This is a genomic window from Francisella orientalis FNO12 (assembly GCF_001042525.2).
In the GTDB taxonomy this organism is placed as follows: domain Bacteria; phylum Pseudomonadota; class Gammaproteobacteria; order Francisellales; family Francisellaceae; genus Francisella; species Francisella orientalis.
The window spans coordinates 903160-926386 of record NZ_CP011921.2; the positions used below are offsets into that span (position 1 = coordinate 903160).

A 23227-nucleotide genomic window follows, 5' to 3' on the forward strand; every position below is an offset into this window, starting at 1 on the left:
CTTACTAAATTTTATGTACTCTTACAATATCAATATTGAGTTTTTCCAATTTTCTCGAAAGTTCTCTTGTAGCACTGTCTAAAGTAATGATGTGACTATCTTTAGGAACACCTAATACCGATGGTTTACGTGAATGTCCAACTAGTGCTTTTAGATTTAGTTTTTGCTTTATATTAACAATATTTTCTAATAAATATTTTGCAGTATCCGCTTTTTTACCAAAACCAAAGCCTACATCAAAATATATATTTTGTTGCTCTACACCATGGTTTAGGAGAATTTGTTTTTTGTTTTCAATAAACTCACACACGCTATTTATAGCATCTTCTTTATCTAAATATTGGTTTCTATCAGTGATGCCTAAATTATGAGTTATTACATATTTCTTTTTATATTTAGCTATAAGTTGGGCTTTTTTCTCAATATCATTACATTCAACATCATTTATCATCCAGATGATATCATTATGTTTCTCTAGCACTTCGCTTATGACTTCAAATCTACGTGTATCAATACTTACAAGAGGTCTATAATTCAAATCATTAAGTTGTTCTTTAAGATATTCTAAGAACTCATCTAATTTATTAAACTCTTCATCAACACTAGTAGCAGTAGCATTAGGCTTAGTCGATTCAGCACCAATGTCAATAATTTCAGCACCATTATTTATTAGCTCAATAAAATTTGATTTACGCTGAGTATCATCAAAATCTCCGTCTGAAAAAGACTGATCTGACAAGTTAACTATACCCATACGCATTGTATTTGATAGTGTTTGATTAAGCTTCTCGATTGGTTCTAATTCCTTAAGTTTAATATTTAGATCCTTTTCTATTCGGATTGGGTGATTCCAACCTTTAGATAATTCTAATAATGGTGCTAGAGCAAAGTTGCGATTGAGTAGTTCCTTATGTGGAATCGTAAGTTTATCTGTTTCTAAAATCAGATCTTCAGCAGCAAGAATATCTAAATCAATAAGTCTGGGAGACCAAACCGGAGCATCAAGATCTCTACCAATTTTTTCTTCTATATCTTTTAAAAATATCAATAAATCTTGAGGTTTAAGATGAGTACTAATTTTAACAGCCGTATTCAAAAATGTGATATCCCATTCTTTAAGAGCATTTTCTTTAAGTAATGCTTTACTACTATATAAGCTAGCTTTTCTAATAATTCTTATATTCTGATGTGATGCTAGAGCATCTAACGCAAGATGAATATTATCTATAGTGAAACCAATATTTGTTCCAATTCCTATAATATATTGCATATTAATTCCTAATAATAAAAGAAGCAGAACCTATCTGTGAAACTGGTGGCTTTTTATTAAGTTTCAAGTATTTGATTGTTATATCCCTATATTTTTCTCCGATAAATAGATAAATTTGCTTAGCTAAGTACTCTATAAGATTACAGCTAATGTTATCACAAAAGCGTTGAATATTATTTCTCAGAGTATAATAACAAATAGTTTCTTTAAGATTATCAGAATTACTTGCGTTATAGTTTTGACTAAATTCAAGTTCTAAGTCTAGAGTTATCATTTGTTTGTGAGATCTTTCCTCCTCAGAGCAACCAAGACTTACATATATTTCCATATCATATAAAAACAGAGATTGTTTCATTTTGTTAGATAAATTATAGTAAATTTTGTTATTTAATATATCATATTAGCAAATGCTTAGATAATTTATTGTCCGCAAATATGTACCAACTTAGAGATTTTTTAGCAAATATAGAAAAATACGATAGAAATGCTTATATATATTTTGATGACACAAGATATAGTCATTACAAGATTTTACAAAAGTCATATAGTTTAGCTAGATTCTTAGAATCTTTTGGTTATAGAAAAATATACTCAAATCTAAAAAACTCGCCATTATCTGTAAGCTTGTATATAGCTAGTTGGATAGTAGATATAGATATTTTTGTACCGATCAATCCAAGATTAGTTGATAATGAGCTAGCAGTAATAATTGAAGATGATAGTCTATTTATCACGGATAAAATATCTAGCCTTGAAGTAAATAAATTATATATAGAAAATCCGACATCATTTTTTGAAAGTCTTGAATATACACAAGACTATACAATTTATGCTAAATCTCTAACAGCGCATGTAAGCTCTGGAACAACAGGATTTTATCAAAAGCATCTTCACGATATTAATCAAATAATCAATTATGCTAATGATAGAATTAATGATTTAGGCTTTAAACAAAATGATCACTTATTAGTAGCATTATCAATAAATCACGCTTTTGCTTTTTCTTATCAAATCTTACCAGCATTAGCTATGGATTTAAATATAACGATTATCCGTGAATTTGATGCAAGATTAATAGCAGAGATTATTAACCAAAATAATGTAACTGCTTTAGCATTGTTACCAACGATGTATCATTTTTTGTTAGAGCAAAATATCAACAACAATCATAATCTACGCTATCTAGGTGTAGCTGGTGATATAGTTAGCGAAAGTTTAGCAGATCAAGTTGAAAATAAGTTTGGTATACCATTACTAAATGGTTTAGGTATGACAGAGATTTTTGGATATGGTCAAAATGTATCTGCTAATACGGTTAATAAAGTTAAAATCTTTGCAGATACTCAAGTAAAAATAGTTAAATTCAAAAATAGTGACTATGGTAAAATCTTCATCAAAAATAATATGTTACCTCTAAATATTCAAACTGAGTGGTTAGAAACGGGAGATATAGGTAGTTTCGATGCTCAAAGTTATGAGCTTAGTTTTTATGGGCGTTATAAGGATATAATTATAAAAGGTGGTTCCAATATATCTCCAATTGAGTTAGAAACTGTAATTTTAAAAATACCAAATATTGATAATTGTATAGTTACTTCTAAAAAAGATAAAATATGGGGAGAAACTGTTTGGGCATATTTGGTGGTATCGCAGCAGTACTCTTTAGAATTTATAAATAATAAGCTGTGCAATTACATAGCTGAATACAAAAAATTAGATGGAATTATTTATATTGACGAAATTCCAACCACTACAACTGGCAAAACTGATAGAAAAAAACTAAAAGAAATGATTAATCATGAGAATACCCAATTACCACAATTTGCAATTCTTGAAGATACTCTAACAAATAACCAAAGCTACTATTTTTACAATCCGGTTGCGGAAGTTATAGCTAACGATAAAGAATCACTTGAGTTAGCTTTGGGGCAATTGGAAGAACTGCAACACCAAGGTTTATATCTGGTTGGATATTTAAGTTATGAAGCCAGTTATTATCTTAATAATAATCTTTATGATTTATGCGATTCTGATGATACTAAGTTACTTCATTTTGTCGCTTTTAGTAATTATTCAAATGAAATCCCCAAGAATATAATTTCAGATAAAAATATAGATCTAATGATAGATAGTCTTAATTTTGCAGATTATCAAAAAAGCTTTGATGAAGTTCAACAAGCACTTATCAATGGTGAGAGCTATCAGATTAATTTAACTAAAAATATCTTAGCTAATACAAAGCTCACTAGCTATGAGTTATATAGCAGGCTCAAACAACAACAATTAGTTAAATATGCTGCATATTTACCATTTTTAAACCCAGATATAATATCAATTTCGCCTGAGCTTTTCTTTAAAAAAGAAGCTGATAATTTACTTGTCAAACCAATGAAAGGTACAGCAAAGCTGACTGGTAATGACTTAGAAGATCAAAAGATATATCAAGAATTATCATCATGTGATAAGAATAGGGCAGAGAACTTAATAATTGTTGATCTTTTGCGTAATGATTTATCTGCTATTACAAATACTCATACTGTAAAAGTAGATAAGCTTTTCTCAATAGAGAAATACAAAAATCTATTGCAAATGACTTCACAAATCTCAGCAAAAGTAGATAAACAAATATCTTTTAGAAAGATTCTAGATGGCTTATTTCCTTGTGGTTCGATTACAGGAGCTCCTAAAAAACGAACTATGGAACTAATCAAACAAATAGAGAAAGGTAAAAGGGGAGTTTATACCGGAAGCATTGGCTATATTATGCCAAATAATGATATGTGCTTTAATGTTGCTATTCGCACGATTCAACGACATCATGATAGTTTACAAATTGGCGTGGGTGGTGGTATCACGGTATATTCAGATGTAGAGTCAGAATGGCAAGAAATGAATACCAAGATAAACTTTATACGCCAAACTTATCAACCAGATTTTTGCTTAATTGAGAGCCTTTATTGCTGTACTCAATTTAGAGATTTAGAGCTACATTTAGATAGGCTTGAGGACTCTGCTAGACAGTTATTTTTTGATATTGATATTTGCAAGATTAGAGATCAACTATATGACTATGTAGAGCAATTAACTGATGATAAAGAATATAAAATCCGTCTAGAATATCATTATGATAAGTCTATAAATATCGAGCATACTGAAATTAATACTACAAACCAACATGCTATTAAGCTAAAAATTTGCCCTGAGAAAATAAATTCAGCGAATAAATTATTTCAGCACAAAACTACACATAGTTCAACACGAGGCTTTTATACTCAAATGCATCACAAATATATTCAAGATAAAAATTATGAGCTTATCTTTCTAAATGAAAAAGATAATATTACAGAAACTAGATTTCATAATATAGTTATTGAGAAAAATGATAAACTTTATACACCAAAATTAGAAGATGGTGTCTTAGCCGGTGTCGCAAGAAAAGCTTTAATTTCTCAAGGTAAACTACAATCTAAAAGCCTAAATTTAGATAATCTAAAAACCGCTGATAAAATATATCTTATCAATAGTGTCAGAGGCTTGGTACCAGCGTATTTGGAGATTTAAGGTGGTTTTATATATTGATCATTATGATTCTTTTAGTAATACAATTGTTGATTATATAACTTATCTTGGCTATCAAGTATCAATAATAAAAACTGATGAGCAAATTGATAATGTTGAGCAATACTCACATATTATTATTGGCCCGGGACCAGGTCATCCAGATGAGCTTAAAAATATCTATCCAATCATTGAGTATTGTCAGCAAAATAGTTTGCCTTTATTGGGAATATGTTTAGGTCATCAGCTTATTGCTCAATATTATGGTGCAAAAATTATAAAAGCTAAACAAATATACCATGGTAAACTCTCTGAGATTAAACAACTTCAATCATCTTTATTATACAAAGATCATCCAGTAAAATTTGCTGTAACACGTTATCATTCTTTAATTGTTAATGATATTAAAGGACCTTTGATTAATTTAGCCTCAACCAAGAATGATGAAATTATGGCTTTTGCTCATCAAAATGCAAATATTTTTGGTGTTCAATATCATCCAGAAGCATATTTGACTGAATACGGTTTATTAACTTTAAAGAATTTTTTAGCTCTTTGATTATATTTTTTGAGGTTTTATATAAAAGCTTAAAATATTAGCAATAATCAATAATCCTAAGAATAAACCATAAGCTATTTTATAACTTAAAAAAGTAGCAAAACTATAATCTACTAAAGCTTTTTGAATGTAGGAGCTAATGGATTAATAATACTATTTAAGACATATTTAACCAAAAAAAGTAGTGATAATATACTAACAAGATAATTTTGCTTACGTTTATTTGCAGTATCAAAAACTATACCTGTAAAGCCAAAACCAATACCAAAAAACAACGCAGCTAAACTAAGTATATAAATATTACTGATATTGGTATAAAAGATAATAATTACTGAAATACTAGCTAGTGATGTAAAAATAAAGATATGACTTCTTTTGAGAAATTGAGTAGCAATAATTAGACCACAACGACTGAAGCAATACCAGAAGCAAGTGATGCAATGCTATTACCTATTAAACCAGCTTGTCGGCTAGCTAGCTTAGTATTTAATAAGATAGTATTTCCCCAATAGCCAATAGTATTAAAAAATACACAGGTAAAAAGACTAGCATAAAGTATCGTAAAGATTATTTGTCTATCTTTGAAAATATCTTTAATACCAGCAAAATAATCACTAAATGATTTGATATCATCGCTTCTAGGAATCCTACCATATTTAAATCTGCTAATGGAGTAGAGAATTAATATAACAAGCATAATACTTGCTAATGTTAAAACTATGTAATTATAGTTGTATTGCTTAACAGCATAGTTTAGTGGCGCACCTGAAATAGAAACTGCTAACGAGCCAAAGAAATAAATAAAACCTGTTGCAATTGCAAATAGACGCTTACTAAGAATAATGCTTGTCAATCTATAAGTACTTATCATAGCAAAAGCTGTACCAACACCTATAATAAATCGTGAAGTCAGTAGAATCGCTGAGTTAGTAGGAAACGCAAAAATTATAGTTCCAACTAGAACTACTGTCGTTGCAATCATTACATGGATATCAATACCATATCTATCGACTATAATTCCAACAGGTATCTTCATGATTAGCATTGCGATACTATATATTGATATAGCAAAAGCAATGTCAATACTAGAAAATCCATATTGATTTATCAATGGTATAGAAAATGCCGAAAGTGAAGTATTTGTCATGGGAGTATACATATAAAATGCTACCGCACTTAACCATATTAAAATTAGAAAGATTTTTTTGGACAATGTTTTGAACCTATATTAGAACGGTATTGGATATTTTCTTCTAACTTTTTCGATATCTGCCAATACTTCAGCTGACAACTCAAGATTTATAGCGTCAATATTAGTTCTTTAGTTGTTGCATAGTAGTTGCCCCAATTATACTAGAGCTCATATATTCTTTTCTAACTGTGAAAGCTATAACTATTTGACAAACATCTAAATTATGTTTCTTAGTAATTTCTAGATATTCTTTAACAGCTAAGTCAACAGTAGCATTTTGTCTAGTTGCAAATTGAGCTTTCTGCTCAGGTGATCCCATAACCTCATCAGACATTCTACTTCCAGCTGGAATGTTACCATCTAAATACTTACCACTTAAAATACCCATTTGTAGTGGTGAACATGCTAGATAAGATACATCTTCAATAGCACACGTTTCCATGACATCAGTTTCATCTCTTCTTCTAAGTAAGTTGTACTCATTTTGTAAACTAACTATTCTTGGCAGATTATATTTTTCAGCTAAGTTAATAAACTGATTTATACCTCAAGCCGAATCATTTGATAATCCAATATGTCTAATTTTCCCAGCTTTAATAAGCTCGTCACATGCTTTGAGTGTTTCAAGAATATTATCTTGTATTTGTTGTTTAGCTGTCGCACCCTGAGCTGGTTCAAATGACCACCAATCTGCAAAATGATAGTTTGCTCTATTTACAGTCCAGTGAAATTGATATAAATAGATATAGTCTGTCTTTAGTCTTCTAAGGCTATTATCAACAGCGGAAATAATATTTTCACGATTTATCTGAGGATTTTCCTCATTTATAGCCCATGTCATAGGTGAAAACTTAGTCGCTAATATTACATCACTACGTTTCTACCTTGTTTTAAACCAGTTACCGATTATTTCTTCAGTTTTGCCATAAGTCTTAGCAGTAGGTGGGATTGCATACATTTCTGCTGTATCCCAAAAATTAATACTTTGTGCAAGAGCATAATCCATCTGCTCAAAGCCTTCATCTTGAGTATTTTGACGTCCCCAAGTCATAGTACCGAGACATATCCTACTAACATCAATATCAGTTTTATCAAGTTTAGTATACTTCATAGCTAATTTTTAAATTTAAATCTGTATAGAAATTATAGCCTAAAACTTAAGTTATTCTATTTAAATCTTTTTATTGAGTAATAGATACTAATTTAGTCGATAGTGTCGGATTATGTTTAATATCCGCATTAGGAAATGCATCATAATTTTTACGAGCTTGGTGTAATTTTGTAATATCTAGTTTTTCGATAACTACATCTTCTTTATTAAAGTTACCAATATTTAGATGATTAATTTTAAAAGCTTTATTCTGAGGAGATGTAAAAATTATTTGACTTACACCATCAAATCCTTGGGTATTTTGTTTATCTAAGCCTGAAGCCATACCTACTACCATACCATATGCAAAATTTTGGATAGATAGCATTTTCATTGCAGTATGAACTCTATTTAAACCGTACAAATCATTTGTGTAAGATGGTGCGATTATAATATCTGGCTTAACTTTTGAAAGTTGTTCAGAGACATTCGGAAATTCACTTGTATAGCATATTACTACAGCAATCTTAGCTCCTTTATAATCTAGTACTAATATATTTTTACCAAACTTATTATAGCCAACATTTCTTTCTTCTGGAGTTAGATAAATTTTGTCATTTTCTGTTAATTGACCATTAGGTAGACCTACCAAAATAGTATTAGAGATTTTACCATTATCATTTTTAGCAATAGTTCCACCTATAACAATTATCTGGTACTTTTTAGATAGATTAGCTATTAAGTTTCTAGTTTGACTATAATACTTGCTAAGTTTAATTATGCTTTGCTTATTCCATGGTAGATTATCAATTAAGTTTACCGAGTTATCTTCAGGAAAGACTACGATTTCAGCACCTTGATCTTTAGCTTGCTTAGTTAGTCTATTCATATCATTTGCAAACTCATCAAAAGACTGTTGTTTGATTAGCATCTGCGCAGCAGCAATATTAATTGTTTGGCTATATCCATAACTGCTAATAGATATAATAATTATTATTAGATATTTTAGATGTTTAATCATTCTAATTATCCTCCCGTCTAGAAAAGTAATTAACTTTTTAGATCTTAAGATGTTTGAGATTGAATACTTAAATATTCTGATTTGTTTGATAAATTCTAGAGCCATTCTTCATTAACTTAAGAAATGCTTCTACATCTTTATTTTTAAGGGCTTGATTCATAGCTGTATGGGCATCATCCATAGATTTCCATTCGATGATATCAACCCATTGATTTGGATCTTTAGTATTTTGTGTTAGTGTTCTCTTTATGAATCCTTCGTAGTTTTTTAAGTCTTGAGTTACTTTACTAGATAAATTTAGTACTTGTTGAGTAGAAGTATCTTTAGAGGTTTCAAACGAAACTATTTCGAGAATAGATGGATTGCTTACAGCATATACATCAGAAGTATCTAAAAGCAAAAAAAGCATACCAATAGTAAGACTAAATATAACTGCTACTTTTAGTATTATTTCTTTGAACATCTCATTCCACAATATTTAATTACTACATTTGTATCATTATATAGTTTTAAAATCTTTCTTCAATCTTGGGTTGATGTTTTAATGAAATTAGAATATTACTTTATTTAACGGATAAGTAAAATTTAACAATTCCTAAATACTCATGAATTATTGTTTGCGTTATATAAAAATTATATACATTAGGGAGAAAACTTATTTCAGGAGTTACTTTAGATGAAGCAATGTTTATTGTATTTATATTGAAGCTATCAAAAATTAATTTAGCTCTTTGATAGTGAATACCTCCTGTAATTAAACAATATTTAGCATTCTTATCGTTTAAGATTTGTTTGGTGAATCGAGCATTTTCGTAGGTATTTTTAGATTGTTTTTTTTAATCTTATTTTTGATTTTGGAATTCCTAACTTATAGATAATATCAGCATAAACTTCAGCCTCTGATAACTTATAATCTGAAGTGTAACCTCCACTTATTATGATATCTTGAGGATATTGGTTATAGACTTCAGCAGTTTTGAGAATACGATCATAAGCACTAATGCTTGGTTCTAATTTATCAAACGCATGATTAAAACCAGCTTCTAATAAGATTATAGCTTTAGTATTTGCACATTGTTTAATATTTGTAGATTCTAATCTAAGAGGTTTAGCCAAGATATTACCAATAATGCCATTACCCACAATATAGTAGATAATTGCTATGATGATAACAAAATATCTAAGATAGCTTTTCGAGAATACACAAACAATTATTAGGATAATAAAAAATAAAAACCCAATGTCTAATAAACGACTCATTCTAGAATCATTCTTTTTTAGCAAAGACACCTCCAAGCATTTCAGTATATGTTTCAGAGTTTTGATTATTTGTGCCTCTAAATGATACACATGTGTGTTTTGCTTTTATTTTTACACTAACATTATCTGTTGAGAGGATAAATTTTAGGGTTTCAAATATTTGAGCAGTCATTCTTTCTTGTATTTGTGGACGTCTTGCAAAGAAGTTGCAAATACTATTGATACGACATAAACCTATAATATTATTATTTTTAGGAATAAATGAAACTTCAGCAACACCTTCAAATGGCATAAAATGATGCTCACAAAATGACATTATAGTTATGTTTTTTTGTGTAAGTACTCCTTCATATCTAAATTCATTCTCATATAATGCACAAGCTGGAAAATTAGCATAATCTAAGCCATTGAATATTTCTTGAGTAAACATTCTAGCTATTCTATAGGGTGTTTTTTCAAATTCATGTGTCTGTAAACCTAGAGTATCTAATATCTCGCGATATGCTTTTAATATCTTGGCTATTTTGGCATCGTTATCAAGCTCAAAATTTCTAGCTTGTTCTAGACCTAATTTTATGAGATGTTGTTGTACATCTTTTCCTAGCTTAGAATAGTATTTATCATTCATATTTTATTAGCTTTAGATTTAATTAAATGGGCTTTAAGTATTATATTATTTAATAACACATCTTTATAGAGTAAATAGAGGCTATTAGTTTAATATAGCTAAGCTAAAAAATATCAGAAATAAAAAATTCATGCAATTCTCAGATTTAGGTTTAAATCCTTTAATATGTAGCGCTTTAGAAAAGAAAGACTATACAAAACCAACTCTAATTCAAGCCAAAGCAATACCATTAGTTCTAAAAGGTAATGATATCATGGCATCTGCACAAACAGGAACAGGCAAGACATCAGGCTTCACATTACCAATTATCCAAAGACTTCTTGATCAACCAAAAGCTTAAGCAAATCGAATCAAAACTTTAATTCTAACTCCTACAAGTGAGTTAGCAATACAAATACAAGAACAAATTAGCAAATACATATATCCGCTCAGCAGTGGTTTTTGGTGGTGTTAGTATCAATCCTCAAATGATGAAGTTACGTAAAGGCGTTGAGATTTTAATAGTTACTCCGGGTAGATTGCTTGATTTATATAATCAAAATGCTCTTAAATTTGACAGTTTAAATATATTTGTTTTAGATGAAGCAGACAGAATGTTAGATATGGGTTTTATTAATGATTTAAAAAGAATCCATAAGCTTTTACCAAAAAAGTTACAAATACTAATGTTCTCTGCTACATTCTCACCAAAGATAAAAAATCTTGCAAATGAGTTTCTTTATAATCCTCAGTCAGTATCAGCAGATATTGTAAATACAACAGTCAAAAAGATTACTCAGAAAATTTATATACTAGATAAATCAACTAAGATTAATGCTTTAATTTCACTAATAAAAGATCAAGATCTACATCAAGTTTTAGTTTTTTCACGTACAAAGCATGGCGCTAATAAGATATCAGCAAAACTAAATAATGCTGGTATAACAAGTAGTGCAATACATGGTAATAAAAGTCAAACAGCTAGAACAAAGGCATTAGCAGATTTTAAATCCAAAGATATAAATGTTTTAGTTGCAACTGATATCGCGCAACTGCCATGTGCGATCAATCTTGATTTGCCAAATGTAGCTGAAGATTATGTCCATAGAATAGGCAGAACTGGTAGAGCAGGGCAAGATGGTTTAGCTATTTCTTTAGTAAGTGCAGATGAAGTTGAATCACTATCAAATATAGAACATTTAATTGAGCATCTTTTACCAAGATAAGAGTTAGAAGGTTTTGAGGCTACTCATAATGTTCCTATTACAAGTATGTCACGCAAAACTAAGGCTAAAAAAATTGATGAAGTTAAAATAATAGCTGCAAAGAGAGCAAATAAAAATAATAAAAATACTAATCAAAAGAAAAGCTCAAATCATAATAAAGATTTTGTAAAAAAATAAAACAAAAAAATTCATCAGAGTAAAAGTGTAAGAAAGCCAAAGGCTCAAGATTAATTATTTTGTAGGTAATACTGCAGTTTCTTCATGCATCCCATGAGTATTCTCAGATACGAAATGTACTCTTGTACTTTCAATAATAGAGTTTAACCAGCCACGAGCAATCCACATAATAGCTGCGATTACTGCTACAAATATTCCTATAGTTAAGAATACGTGTCCATAAACGGCTAAACCTTCTACTTTTGTAAATACAATACCCTCTGCAGGAGCAGTCAAGGCACCTACATAACCACCAATTGGACCAGCTACCATTGTAGTCAATGCCCACATTCCAAGAGCAAATCCACTCATCTTACGAGGGAATAACTCGGCAACCATAGATAACCCCAACGCTGAAATTAGAAGTTCACCAGTTGATTGGAAGAAATAACTAGCAACTAACCACCATCCGGATACAACGCCATCAGTAGCTGTAAATTGAGGGAAATATAATACCAAGAATGCTAAAGCACAAAGAGTCATACCAAAACAGAATTTTGTTACATGAGTACCAGGTATTTTCTTATATATTACAGATAATAAAGGTGATATTAATACAATCACTAATGGATTAAGTACCTGCCATTGTTCACCATGAACAGTCATACCTAAGAAGTGAGGATTAACATTATTAACGGCAAAGAAATTAAGCGAAGTAGGCATTTGTTGATATAGTACGAAGAAAATAATTCCTTGAACAATCAATATTAAAGCTACTAACATTCTTTTTCTTTCATGCTTAGACTGTTTGAGCATTTGCATAAAGAAGTATATTAGTGCTAGTATCACGATTACAACCACTATACTAGTACACAAAGTAGTATCTTCTAGAATATTGCCTGTAATAAATATTGCTATACAAGCTCCTATAATGACTACAAAAACTTTCATCCAAGACATCTTTTGCTTACCAGCTTCTGTAGCAATTCTTTGAATTTTTGGATAGAAAACAGTATAACTAATCAAACCAAGAAATATCCCAAATGCTGAGCATAAGAAAGCATGAAGATAGCCATATTTAGCTGCTAAAACAGGTGTTATAAGCATAGATACAAATGAGCCAATATTAACCGCCATATAGTATAAAGTCATAGCACCATCTAGAGCTGGATCACCTTTTTCAAATAATTTTGAAATCAAAGAAGTAGGATTAGCTTTAAATAACCCGCCCCCAATAGCAACACCTGCTAATGAATACATTACTATAGTTTTTTCTGTACTACCTAATAAATCAGCTATAAGTGTACTAAAACTAAGAGATAAATACGATAAAAATAAAAATCCTGCACCAATAAATATTGTACGCTTAGCACCTAAATAATTATCTCCAATCCATCCACCAATTAATGGACCACCATATAATAATGCTGAAAAAGAACCAAAGATCAACATTGCTTCAGATTCACTGAAGCCTAACTTCTTAGCGAAGTATATAGCTAATATTGCCTGTAGACCATAATAACCAAATCTTTCCCATAACTCTAATGTCCATAGAACCCCGAAAGGGCTAAGATTACTTTTTTTCGAATGACTCACATAATTAATAGTCACAATTATTCTCCTATTTTGAACAATATAAATAACCTTTGAAAAAGGTCAAAAATTCATCATAGAATATTTAAGCTGTAAAAACAATAATAAATAGTAGGAAGGATTATATTTTTATTCAATATGAATTAATATAGGTTTAATATATTATCTGATAACAACACCAGTGCCATAGCAAAAGACCTCTGTACCACTAGTAGTTCACCTAAACTACTTGAATCATATCGAATAGCTACTATAGCATTAGCACCTAACTCTTGAGCTTGATTTATCATTTCTTGTTCAGTATGTAATCGAGCTTCTTTACAGACATTAGTATAAGAGGTATTTTTTCCACCTATTATATTTTTTAGTCTTCCTAGTATTCCTTGAGTTATAGTTGGAGTCCGCACAATTATCCCTGTAACTAGACCTTTGTATTCTATAATTTCTCTTTTACCAAGAGTATCAGCTGTAGTCAGTATCATAAGATTTCCTTACATAGTTACAAGCTCTTCTGAGCTAGTAGGATGGATAGCTATAGTATCATCAAAGTCGCGTTTAGTAGCACCCATATTGATAGCTACTGCAAATCCTTGTAACATCTCATCAACATTTATACCAATCATATGACATCCAACAACTCTTTCATTATCACCTGTTACAACTAGCTTCAAAACTGTTGGCATTTTATGACCAGAGATAGCGCAATATAGAGCTGTAAAGCGAGATTTGTATACTTTCACATTATCATCACCATACTTGTTTCTAGCTTCTTTTTCAGTCAATCCTACAGTACCAATAGCCGGATGCGAGAAGATCACAGTTGGGATATATTCTAAATTAGCTTTTAGATTAGTTTCACTATTAAATAGTCTACGAGCCAGATATCTACCTGTTTTGATAGCTACAGGTGTAAGTTGTGGCACGCCTGAAGCATCACCTAAAGAGTAAACTCCTTTAACATTTGTTTCAGACCACTCATTAGCAGGAATTATGCCTTTATCAGTAATTTTTATATCGGTGTTTTCTATACCTAGATTGTGAGTGTTTGGCGCACGACCAGTTGCCCATATTAGAGTATCAACATCTTCTAAAACCTTACCTATATCAGTAGTGATTTTGAGAGTACTACCAACTTTTTCAACTTTAATGATGTTTGTATGATTCATGATATTTAGATTTGTCATTTGCATACATTCAACCAGAGCATCACTAATACAATTATCAAACTCCATTAACGGTTTATCTCTACGTACCATAACAGTTGTATCTGTACCGTGAGCATTTAGCACTCCAGCAATCTCAACACCTATATAGCCACCACCGACGATTACAGCTTTTTTTGGAGTTTCTTCTAATTCGAAAAACTCATCAGACGTGATACCTAGTTCAGCACCTTCGATATTTTTTGGTACAATAGGGTACGCACCCGGAGAAATAAAGATATGATCTGCTGCCAGCTCAGCACCATCATCTAGGATTATAGTCTTATTATCTTTAAATTTACCCCAATTATTAAAATGAGTAATATTCCATTTATCTAATAGTCTGTCATAGAAACTATGAATATTACCTATGTATGTGGCTCTTTTTTCTTTAAGCTTTGCCCAGTTGAAACCTTTAACTTCAACCTCAAAACCATATCCTGCGACATCATGCTTTAGTGATTCAGCTAGATTAGCTCCATACCACATAGCTTTTTTAGGTACACAACCTCTATTTACACATGTACCACCAAGCTCACATTTTTCAATAATAGCAACTTTTTTACCAAACTTAGCAGCCTGTACAGCAGATGCTATACCACTAGAACCACCACCTAAACTTATTACATCAAAATGATTATTACTCATTCTATTTCCTTACTATTTATTTTATGATTATAATTTTACTTATTTAGTTTGTAAATATGTAGAGTTTTAGTTACTTGTCCATTTTCATCAACTTCACCAAAACCGATTGCTTTAATCTTAAAGCTAATTGGTTCTAATTTCGTATTTTTGATAATCTCATTAAAATCTTTGTCAAAGTTATCTCTTTCTTGATCTGTTTGTAAATTAGCAGCCAATATACTTATATGAGGATTAAATTCAGCAAAAGCATTTGGTGAACCATATTTTTCAAAAGATGCTAACTTGCTTGGATAGAATTTAACCCAACTTGGGGCAGGATAGTCTTTATCTCTATATTTTGCTAAGTTACTTATTACAGAATTTGATAATTGCTGTAATGATTGAGAATTTTTGATATCAAGCATTACAAAGCCACTTTTACCAGCACTAAAACCAGTGGTTTTTATATAAAATGATTTTGTGTTCTTAGCAAGGTCAGCTAATTGACTCTCAATATCTTTAATATATTTGCTTTGAAAACTTGTTAAATACAATGTCAAATGTACAGGATGATTTTTGATAAAAGGAGTAGTTTTGTATTTCTCTAGTACATTTGTTTTAGCTAAAGAATCATCAAATTCTTTAACATATTTATCAGCTGTAGTATCTGAGATTAAATAGACATTATATTGTTTAAAATTATCTGCAAAGCTATTTAATGTGATAAATAGAAAATCAACTAAAATAAACAACCTATAAAATAATTTATGCTTCATTAGTATTCCTTGAGTTGATTTATAAGTATATTAAACGATTCTATAATATCAGTTTTTGCGGTATCAATTCTAACAATCTCATCTTTCCAATATTCGTAATCTCTATCTAAGACATTCTACCAAGTAGGGTATTTATTTGGGTTTGATTTATATCTAGTTTCTATTCTATTTTTATGGATTTGCTTGTCACTACAGATAATTTCTATATTTATAACTTTTGTATTATTTATCTGTGATAATGAGTTCCACAATTCTCAAGACTCCAAGATAGGGTTACAACAATCTATAATTACATTTTTACCAAGCTCAAGATTTTCCTTAGCTTGATAATAAACTAGCTCATAACCTTGTTTAGTTAGCTCTTGTGAATATGCTTTTTTGAGATAATACTCAACAGTATCTACTCTATAAGTAGGTTATATTAGTCAGAGCCTGAGTTAATTTTTTAGCTAAAGTTGTTTTGTCTACTCCTGGTATACCTGAGAATAACTAAGCTTATCAAGATTTTGCTGCTTTAAATAATTTCTTAATCGAAATATTTTAAATACATTTTCTGGCATATTTGTTTTAAAGGTTGCACTACCAACAAAAACTACAATATTATAAATTAGGGTTTCATCTTCTAGCTCTAGCATAGTACTAATAGTTTTAACATGCTTATAGTTTTGATGGATTGGATTTTTAAACTTTGATTTATGTTTGTATATTTGTTATGTCCAGTTATTACTTTTAGAATCTCCAAATATCCATCCTTTCATATTTTTAGTTTCAATTACAAATATCCCTGATGGAAAAAGCAGTATATGATCTACTTGGTAGTATCTTTATCTGTAGGTAATAACAAATTATTTAACAATATACCTTTTTTATCTTTGACAATATTTTTTACTAACATTGCTAAGATTTTTTCACCAATCCATCCTTTAAAAAAAGGAGTTTTTATAAATAAAATAAATAGAGCAATAACCCACAAATACCAATATTCTAGAAGAGCTAAAAGTATTGGTAATAAAATTGCTGACATATTCATATTTTAAACCTCAAAATCATAACTAATAGTTAGTGGCGCATGGTCAGAAAACCAGTTTTCTTTGTAGACATAATCAGACTCTGGCACAACCTTATCTTTTAGAGCTGGTGTTGAAATATGATAATCAATCCTCCAGCCGACATTGTTTGCACGCGCTTGTCCACGATTTGACCACCAAGTGTATTGTAACGGTTCATGATTGATTACTCGGAAAGTATCAACCCAACCTAGATCATCAAAAATATGATCTAACCAAGCTTGTTCCTCTGGTAGTACTCCAGATGTCTTACCATAATTAGATTTCCAGTTTTTGATATCTATTTCTTTATGCACAATATTAAAATCACCACAAACTATAAAATCTCTACCAGATTCCGCTTGTTCTTTTAATATTTCTTTATACTTTTCAAGAAACTGCATTTTATACTCTTGGCGAACATCTCCACTAGAGCCACTTGGTAGGTACAAACTAGCAATACTAAATTTTTCATAATCAAATTGGATATACCTACCTTCATCATCAGCCCAATCTAAGCCAAGCTCTTTGATAACTTTTATTGGTTTTTTCTTAGCATAAATAGCTGTACCACTGTAGCCTTTTTTTACAGCATCTTTAAAATCATAGTAATAACCATTTGGGAAATGCTGTTCATCTTTTTCTAATTGATGAAATTGTGCTTTTGTTTCTTGGATGCACAAAAAATCTACATCCTGCATTTTAAACCATTCCCAAAATCCTTTATGAGCCGCTGCGCGTATACCATTAGCATTGAATGTCATTACTTTTATCATTAGATTATTACTAAGTTTTAAGATTTATTAAAACATTTTAGCATTTTAGAACTAGTGGTGTAATAGTAAATATTCTTATAGTTAGAAGTATTATGTTGCTATAATTATGTAATCATAAAAAATTGAATTAGCATTATGTCTAACTATATTTCCAAACAAAAAATCAAAGTAAGTCAATCATCAACAGGTGAAGATATTCATATAGAGAAAATAGCTATCAAAGGTTCTGACTCATCAGCGTCAAGCGTATATATGCAAGCAAGTATGCACGCTTCAGAATTACAGGGAAATGCTGTAATGATAGAACTTTTGGAGTATTTCAAAAAGTATCAACCAAAAGGTGATGTTTATCTAATCCCTCAATGTAACCCTATCGGTAAAGATGTATTTATAGGAGCAGGGCATCAAGGTAGATTTGATTCTGCAACAGGAGATAATTTTAATAGATATTACTTCTATCCATCTATTGATTATTTTACATTTGTCAAAGAACATATCAACTCTACTACAGCAGAATATAAGCAAGCTTTTGAAAAGCTTTTACAGCAAGAGTTAGATAAAGAGCTATCTAATGAATGGGAGCTATCTAGAGCAAAAAGATTAAATCTTCTAGTCCAAAGAGAAGCTCAAAAGACAGATTGTGTCCTTGATTTACATACAGATACAGATGCGACTACATATTTATATACTGCAGATTTTGCTAGACAAACAGCAGAAAATTTGGCTATAAAGATATGCTAATTATTGATAATGATAAAGCTGGTGGGGCTCTTGATTAGGCTATATTTTGTCCATGGTGGTACTTGTCTCAAGAGTTCAGAAAACAAGGTAGAGATGAAAAAGTACTAAAAGAAGGTTACACACTTGAATTAGGCTCTGAAGAGTATATAAATTTCACAAATGCTAAAATGCAGACTCAAGGTATCCTTAATTATCTGAAATATAAAGATATTATTGATTCACCTTTTAATACTAATTTATTAAATACTGGTATTAGATATCATGTCTATGGAGCTAACTATAAGCACTTAAAAGCAATAGAGGGTGGTTTGTATGAGTGGTTTATTAAGCCTGGCGATATTTTCAAAGCTGGAGATGTAATTGGTCAATATATTCAGACATCTACTATGCAAAAGAAAGACTTAGTTTTACCTTATGGCGGTGTTGTAATTAGTATTCATAATACCGGTGTAGTCTGTCAAGGAGGCCAATTGATTAACTTGGCTATTATTTAATTATTACTGGCAAAACATATGAAAAAAATATTATTAATTAATGGTAAAAAAGAATTTAGCACTCAAAAGGTGCTTTAATCAATATTTAAATGATATTGTGGAGAGTCATCTTAAGAGCCTTGGTCATGATATTAAAGTTACTGTTATTGATTATGGTTATGATATAGATGAGGAAATTCAAAAGTGGCTTTGGGCTGATACAGTAATTTATCAAATGCCAGGTTGGTGGATGGATCCACCTTGGATTGTTAAAAAATATATCGATGAAGTATTCACCACAGGTCATGGTGTTATGTATGCTAATGATGGTCGATCTAGATATGATGTTAGCAAGAAATATGGCTCTGGTGGTTTACTTCAGGGTAAAACATATATGACTATTGCTAACATGGAATGCTCCATTGGAGGCTTTTGTGGAGAAAGATCAGCTTTTTGAAGGTGTTGGGGTTGATGGAGTATATCCGCACTTTCATAAAGCACATGAATTCATAGGTATGAAAGGGTTACCAACATTTATTACTAATGATGTTATTAAAGATCCTAAAATTGAAGAGTATACTGAGAATTATAAGAAGCATTTAAGTTTAGTTTTTTGATAATCATTAATTTTAAAGATTCTACTCTGCAAGAATTATTACTGGTGCTGGGAATACCCCATTATTTGAAAAACTATTTATTTGATGTAATGGACTTCCAAAAACTACGTTTACTAAACTAAATATTACTACTGATAAAATTAATTTTTTCATTTTTTATAACCTTATTTAAAATTCTTATATATTTTCTGTGAAATATTATGACAAAAAAATATCATAGAGTTAAATATATTGATTTTATTAAGTGTATAATATTTTCTTATAATGATAGTTGACTGCTATTTACAAAGTAGTCCATGCTATGACTAAATCTGAAGTTGTTTGCTCAGCATCAACTTTAGAAATATTGTTACTACCATTACATATTTTACTAGCATTTATATATGTCGATGGCCCTATGCCTAAGAAAAATGTATCTTTTTTATAGTAAGTAGGCTTTTGTAATACTTGTTTATGCTTTTCAAAATTTACAGTTTGTGTTGCACAACCTCCTAAAAGGAAGCAAATAAGTATGGCTACCGTTTTTTTCATAAATTTATGCGCAATAAACATAAGTATGTCGTGGAGTTATAATACCTAAAGTTATCAAAGATATTAATCCATCCCAAATAAATGGTTTTGTAAAAGTAACTTTAGCAACTTTCTCTTGATGCCCACCACATATATCAGCTGGGACTACTTCTGAAGTTTGCCCTAAACCTCCTAATATATAAATATTAGAAACTTTACCTATAATTGGTTACTTATCTGCGGGAATATTTTTAAAAGTAGCACTTTGATCAGCACAGCTACAAAGTATAAAAAGATTAAATCCTACCAAAAATATTTGAGTATATTTTAGGATGTGATATTTCATTTATTTCAAAAAGGTATTTATAATAATGAGAATTGAGACTCTTCTTTAGTTTCTGCTTTTTCTTGAGATTTACGTCTAGCTTTAACTGCATCTGCTAACATTTCAAGCATTTTGATTGTTTCATCAAAATTAACACACGTATCTGTTACACTTTGTCCGTAAGTTAGAGGCTTATTATTAATATCCTGATTTCCAGCTACAAGGTTACTTTCAATCATTATTCCAAATACATCATTACTAGTTTTAATTTGCTCACAAATATCTTCTAATACTGCGATTTGCTTAGTATAATCTTTATTGCTGTTACCATGACTACAATCAATCATAACTTTAGTATCAATTTCAGATTTTTTAAGCTTTTCGATACAGTCATCAACATGTTCTTTGCTAAAGTTAGGTCCTGAAACGCCACCACGAAGAATTATATGGCCATTTTGATTACCTTTAGTTGCAAATATTGCTGTAGACCCAGATTTTGTAGTACTTAAGAAATGATTTGGATAAGTAGCTGACTTAATAGCATCTACGGCTACTTGAATATCTCCATTTGTAGCATTCTTGAAGCCAATGGAAGCAGAAAGACCTGAAGCAAGTTCTCTGTGAACTTGGCTCTCAACAGTTCTAGCACCAATAGCTCCCCAAGTAATAAGCTCTGCGAAATATTGTGGAGTGATTACATCCAAAAACTCTGTTCCACAAGGTAATCCCATACTTGTAATATCAGATAATAGGGTACGAACCATGCGAAGACCTTTATTGATATTATAAGAATTATCAAGATTAGGATCATTTATAAGTCCTTTCCAGCCTATAGTTGTACGAGGTTTTTCAAAATATACTCGCATAATTATCAGGATTTCTTTTTGGAATTTTTTGACTTGGTCTTTTAGCTTTTTAGCATATTCGATAGCAGCTTCTGTATCATGAATTGAGCAAGGACCAACGATAACAGCGACTCTAATATCTTTACCATGAACAATTTCAGCTATTTCTTTTCGTGATTTTCTGACTGTTTCAAAAGAAGTCTCTAAAAAAGGTATATCTTGGATTAGAACTTCTGCTGGAATCAATACTTTTTCATTTTTTATATTTATATTTGAAACTTTATCAAAGTTTTTATCACCTATCATTTAGAGATTTCCTTATATTTTTATTCTTATTTTTTATTACCAAAAAGACCTGGCATATTACCCATACCTTGCATAGCTGATAAACGTTTCATCATGTTAGCCATGCCTCCTTTTTTACCAACTACACTTTTCATCATTTTTTTCATTTGCGTATGTTGCTGTAGGAGTTTGTTAAGATCTTGTATGGAAGTTCCTGATCCTTTTATAATTCTTTGTTTTCTACTATGTTTGATCAACTCTGGTTTCTTACGCTCATACGGAGTCATTGAGTCTATCATAGCTTCAATTTTTTTAAACATATCATCACCAACATTGCCTGGTAGATTTGCAGGCATATTTGGTAGTTTAGACATGATAGAGTCAACACCACCCATATTTTTCATTTGTTGGATTTGGCTTTTAAAATCGTCTAAATCAAAACTTTTGCCACTTTTAAGCTTCTTAGTTAATTTTTCAGCAGACTTTTTTTCTGTTTTTTGTTCAATACTTTCGATTAAGCTTAGAACATCACCCATTCCTAGTATTTTAGAGGCTACTCTATCAGGATAAAATGGTTCTAATGCGTCTGTTTTTTCTCCAGTACCTAAGAATTTAATCGGTTTACCCGTAATTTCTCTAATCGAAAGAGCTGCACCACCTCTAGCGTCACCATCGGTTTTTGTAAGAATCACACCTGTCAATTCTAAAGCATCATTAAATGCTTTAGCAGTAACAGCAGCATCTTGACCTATCATACTATCTACAGTGAAGAATGTTTCTATTGGATTTGCAATTTTATGGATTTGTTTGATTTCATCCATCATATTACTATCAATATGCAATCTACCTGCGGTATCGATAATCAAAACATCTATTAGTTTTGTTTTTGCCGTTTTAATAGCTTCTGTAACAATATAGTCAGGTTTTTGAGATGTGTCAGATTCAAAAAATTCTATGTTTAAACTATTTGCAAGAGTTCTTAATTGATCAATAGCAGCAGGGCGATAGACATCGGCACTAACTACCATTACTTTTTTCTTATGTTGCTCTTTTAGATATTTAGCAAGCTTAGCTGTTGATGTTGTTTTACCAGCACCTTGTAAACCTGCCATAAGTATCACAGCAGGAGGTTGTGTTTTTAAGTTAATAGGTACAGCTTCTTCACCTAATGCTTTTTCTATTTCTTTTTTTATGAATGAAATAAATGTTTGATCTGGCGTAAGACTTTTCTTGACTTCTTCACCTATTGCTTTTTGCTTTATATTTTCTATAAACTTTTTGACAACAGGTAACGCAACATCCGCCTCTAGTAGAGATACTCTAATGTCACGTAAAGCTGACTGTATATTTTCCTCTGTAAGAGAAGTTTGTCCCTTTATCTTCTTAAATGAAGATTGTAATTTATCTGATAAACTAGTAAACATATTTCAATAAGTTTTCAGCCCTTATGAGCCAATTATCACAATAGACAA

At 30.6% G+C, this 23227-nt stretch carries 16 protein-coding genes and 10 pseudogenes; 5 read left to right on the forward strand and 21 right to left on the reverse strand.

What is annotated here, in order from left to right; genetic code table 11:
• Window positions 1-4: 4 nt before the first annotated feature.
• The gene (gene folP / locus FNO12_RS04620) at window positions 5-1270 is read right to left on the reverse strand and encodes a dihydropteroate synthase (RefSeq protein WP_014715422.1); all 1266 of its coding nucleotides are present in this window, start codon (window positions 1268-1270) and stop codon (window positions 5-7) included.
• 1 nt (window position 1271) lies between these two features.
• Window positions 1272-1625 (reverse strand): dihydroneopterin aldolase, encoded by a 354-nt coding sequence (locus tag FNO12_RS04625; RefSeq protein ID WP_014715423.1) that lies wholly within the window; start codon window positions 1623-1625, stop codon window positions 1272-1274.
• 68 nt (window positions 1626-1693) lie between these two features.
• Between FNO12_RS04625 and pabB the strand changes: the two genes are divergently transcribed.
• Both pabB and FNO12_RS04635 read left to right on the forward strand, forming a co-directional pair.
• Window positions 1694-4831: an aminodeoxychorismate synthase component I gene (gene pabB / locus FNO12_RS11510; RefSeq protein ID WP_306807236.1), complete on the forward strand. Its 3138-nt coding sequence runs from the start codon at window positions 1694-1696 to the stop codon at window positions 4829-4831.
• Between the two features lies 1 nt (window position 4832).
• Complete coding sequence (locus tag FNO12_RS04635) at window positions 4833-5387, forward strand: anthranilate synthase component II (RefSeq protein WP_014715425.1); 555 nt, start codon at window positions 4833-4835, stop codon at window positions 5385-5387.
• Here FNO12_RS04635 and FNO12_RS04640 read toward each other — a convergent pair.
• From FNO12_RS04640 to folE, 6 genes and pseudogenes are all read right to left on the reverse strand, one after another.
• Window positions 5388-6546, reverse strand: a pseudogene (locus FNO12_RS04640) (MFS transporter).
• Between the two features lie 69 nt (window positions 6547-6615).
• A pseudogene (locus tag FNO12_RS04645) lies at window positions 6616-7690 on the reverse strand (aldo/keto reductase).
• Between the two features lie 70 nt (window positions 7691-7760).
• Window positions 7761-8690, reverse strand: a complete 930-nt coding sequence (locus FNO12_RS04650) for a nitrilase-related carbon-nitrogen hydrolase (RefSeq protein WP_014715427.1) — start codon at window positions 8688-8690, stop codon at window positions 7761-7763.
• A gap of 44 nt (window positions 8691-8734) precedes the next feature.
• Window positions 8735-9153: pseudogene (locus FNO12_RS04655) on the reverse strand (antibiotic biosynthesis monooxygenase family protein).
• Between the two features lie 100 nt (window positions 9154-9253).
• Window positions 9254-9950: pseudogene (locus FNO12_RS11515) on the reverse strand (YdcF family protein).
• Between the two features lie 7 nt (window positions 9951-9957).
• Window positions 9958-10578, reverse strand: coding sequence for a GTP cyclohydrolase I FolE (folE, locus tag FNO12_RS04665; protein WP_014715430.1), 621 nt, complete (start codon window positions 10576-10578; stop codon window positions 9958-9960).
• Between the two features lie 130 nt (window positions 10579-10708).
• On the opposite strand from folE, the pseudogene FNO12_RS04670 reads away from it, so the two are divergent.
• A pseudogene (locus FNO12_RS04670) lies at window positions 10709-11960 on the forward strand (DEAD/DEAH box helicase).
• A gap of 54 nt (window positions 11961-12014) precedes the next feature.
• Here the strand turns inward: FNO12_RS04670 and FNO12_RS04675 are convergent.
• The 8 genes and pseudogenes from FNO12_RS04675 to FNO12_RS04705 form a co-directional block, all read right to left on the reverse strand.
• Window positions 12015-13550 (reverse strand): oligopeptide:H+ symporter, encoded by a 1536-nt coding sequence (locus FNO12_RS04675; RefSeq protein ID WP_014715431.1) that lies wholly within the window; start codon window positions 13548-13550, stop codon window positions 12015-12017.
• Between the two features lie 144 nt (window positions 13551-13694).
• Window positions 13695-14014, reverse strand: a pseudogene (locus FNO12_RS04680) (YbjQ family protein).
• A gap of 9 nt (window positions 14015-14023) precedes the next feature.
• Window positions 14024-15382: a glutathione-disulfide reductase gene (gene gorA / locus FNO12_RS04685; RefSeq protein ID WP_014715433.1), complete on the reverse strand. Its 1359-nt coding sequence runs from the start codon at window positions 15380-15382 to the stop codon at window positions 14024-14026.
• Between the two features lie 35 nt (window positions 15383-15417).
• Complete coding sequence (locus FNO12_RS04690; protein ID WP_014715434.1) at window positions 15418-16137, reverse strand: 2'-5' RNA ligase family protein; 720 nt, start codon at window positions 16135-16137, stop codon at window positions 15418-15420.
• Window positions 16137-16614 (reverse strand): annotated as a pseudogene (locus FNO12_RS04695) (P-loop nucleotide/nucleoside kinase family protein). The gene FNO12_RS04690 and the pseudogene FNO12_RS04695 overlap by 1 nt, the downstream one beginning before the upstream one ends.
• Window positions 16602-16895, reverse strand: a pseudogene (locus FNO12_RS11750) (nuclease-related domain-containing protein). Before FNO12_RS11750 ends, FNO12_RS04695 begins: the two co-directional pseudogenes overlap by 13 nt.
• Window positions 16896-16945: 50 nt before the next feature.
• A complete protein-coding gene (locus FNO12_RS10500) occupies window positions 16946-17161 on the reverse strand; it encodes a hypothetical protein (protein WP_234385407.1) in 216 nt (71 codons plus the stop codon).
• Window positions 17162-17170: 9 nt separating this feature from the next.
• Window positions 17171-17959: an exodeoxyribonuclease III gene (locus FNO12_RS04705; protein ID WP_014715438.1), complete on the reverse strand. Its 789-nt coding sequence runs from the start codon at window positions 17957-17959 to the stop codon at window positions 17171-17173.
• Window positions 17960-18094: 135 nt separating this feature from the next.
• On the opposite strand from FNO12_RS04705, the pseudogene FNO12_RS04710 reads away from it, so the two are divergent.
• Window positions 18095-19194 (forward strand): annotated as a pseudogene (locus FNO12_RS04710) (hypothetical protein).
• 18 nt (window positions 19195-19212) lie between these two features.
• Window positions 19213-19790, forward strand: a pseudogene (locus tag FNO12_RS04715) (NAD(P)H-dependent oxidoreductase).
• Between the two features lie 21 nt (window positions 19791-19811).
• Here FNO12_RS04715 and FNO12_RS10505 read toward each other — a convergent pair.
• The 5 genes from FNO12_RS10505 to ffh form a co-directional block, all read right to left on the reverse strand.
• Entirely contained in the window at window positions 19812-19943 is a 132-nt protein-coding gene (locus FNO12_RS10505; protein WP_014715441.1) for a hypothetical protein, read from the reverse strand.
• A gap of 129 nt (window positions 19944-20072) precedes the next feature.
• Window positions 20073-20321, reverse strand: coding sequence for a Bor/Iss family lipoprotein (locus FNO12_RS04720; protein WP_148663984.1), 249 nt, complete (start codon window positions 20319-20321; stop codon window positions 20073-20075).
• 4 nt (window positions 20322-20325) lie between these two features.
• Window positions 20326-20526, reverse strand: coding sequence for a Bor/Iss family lipoprotein (locus FNO12_RS11520; RefSeq protein WP_306668707.1), 201 nt, complete (start codon window positions 20524-20526; stop codon window positions 20326-20328).
• A 137-nt stretch (window positions 20527-20663) separates the two neighbouring features.
• Window positions 20664-21776 carry a 3-deoxy-7-phosphoheptulonate synthase gene (locus tag FNO12_RS04730; protein WP_014715443.1) on the reverse strand — a complete coding sequence of 371 codons (1113 nt, stop codon included), beginning with the start codon at window positions 21774-21776 and terminating at the stop codon, window positions 20664-20666.
• Window positions 21777-21802: 26 nt separating this feature from the next.
• Window positions 21803-23179 (reverse strand): signal recognition particle protein, encoded by a 1377-nt coding sequence (gene ffh / locus FNO12_RS04735; protein WP_014715444.1) that lies wholly within the window; start codon window positions 23177-23179, stop codon window positions 21803-21805.
• Window positions 23180-23227 lie beyond the last annotated feature (48 nt).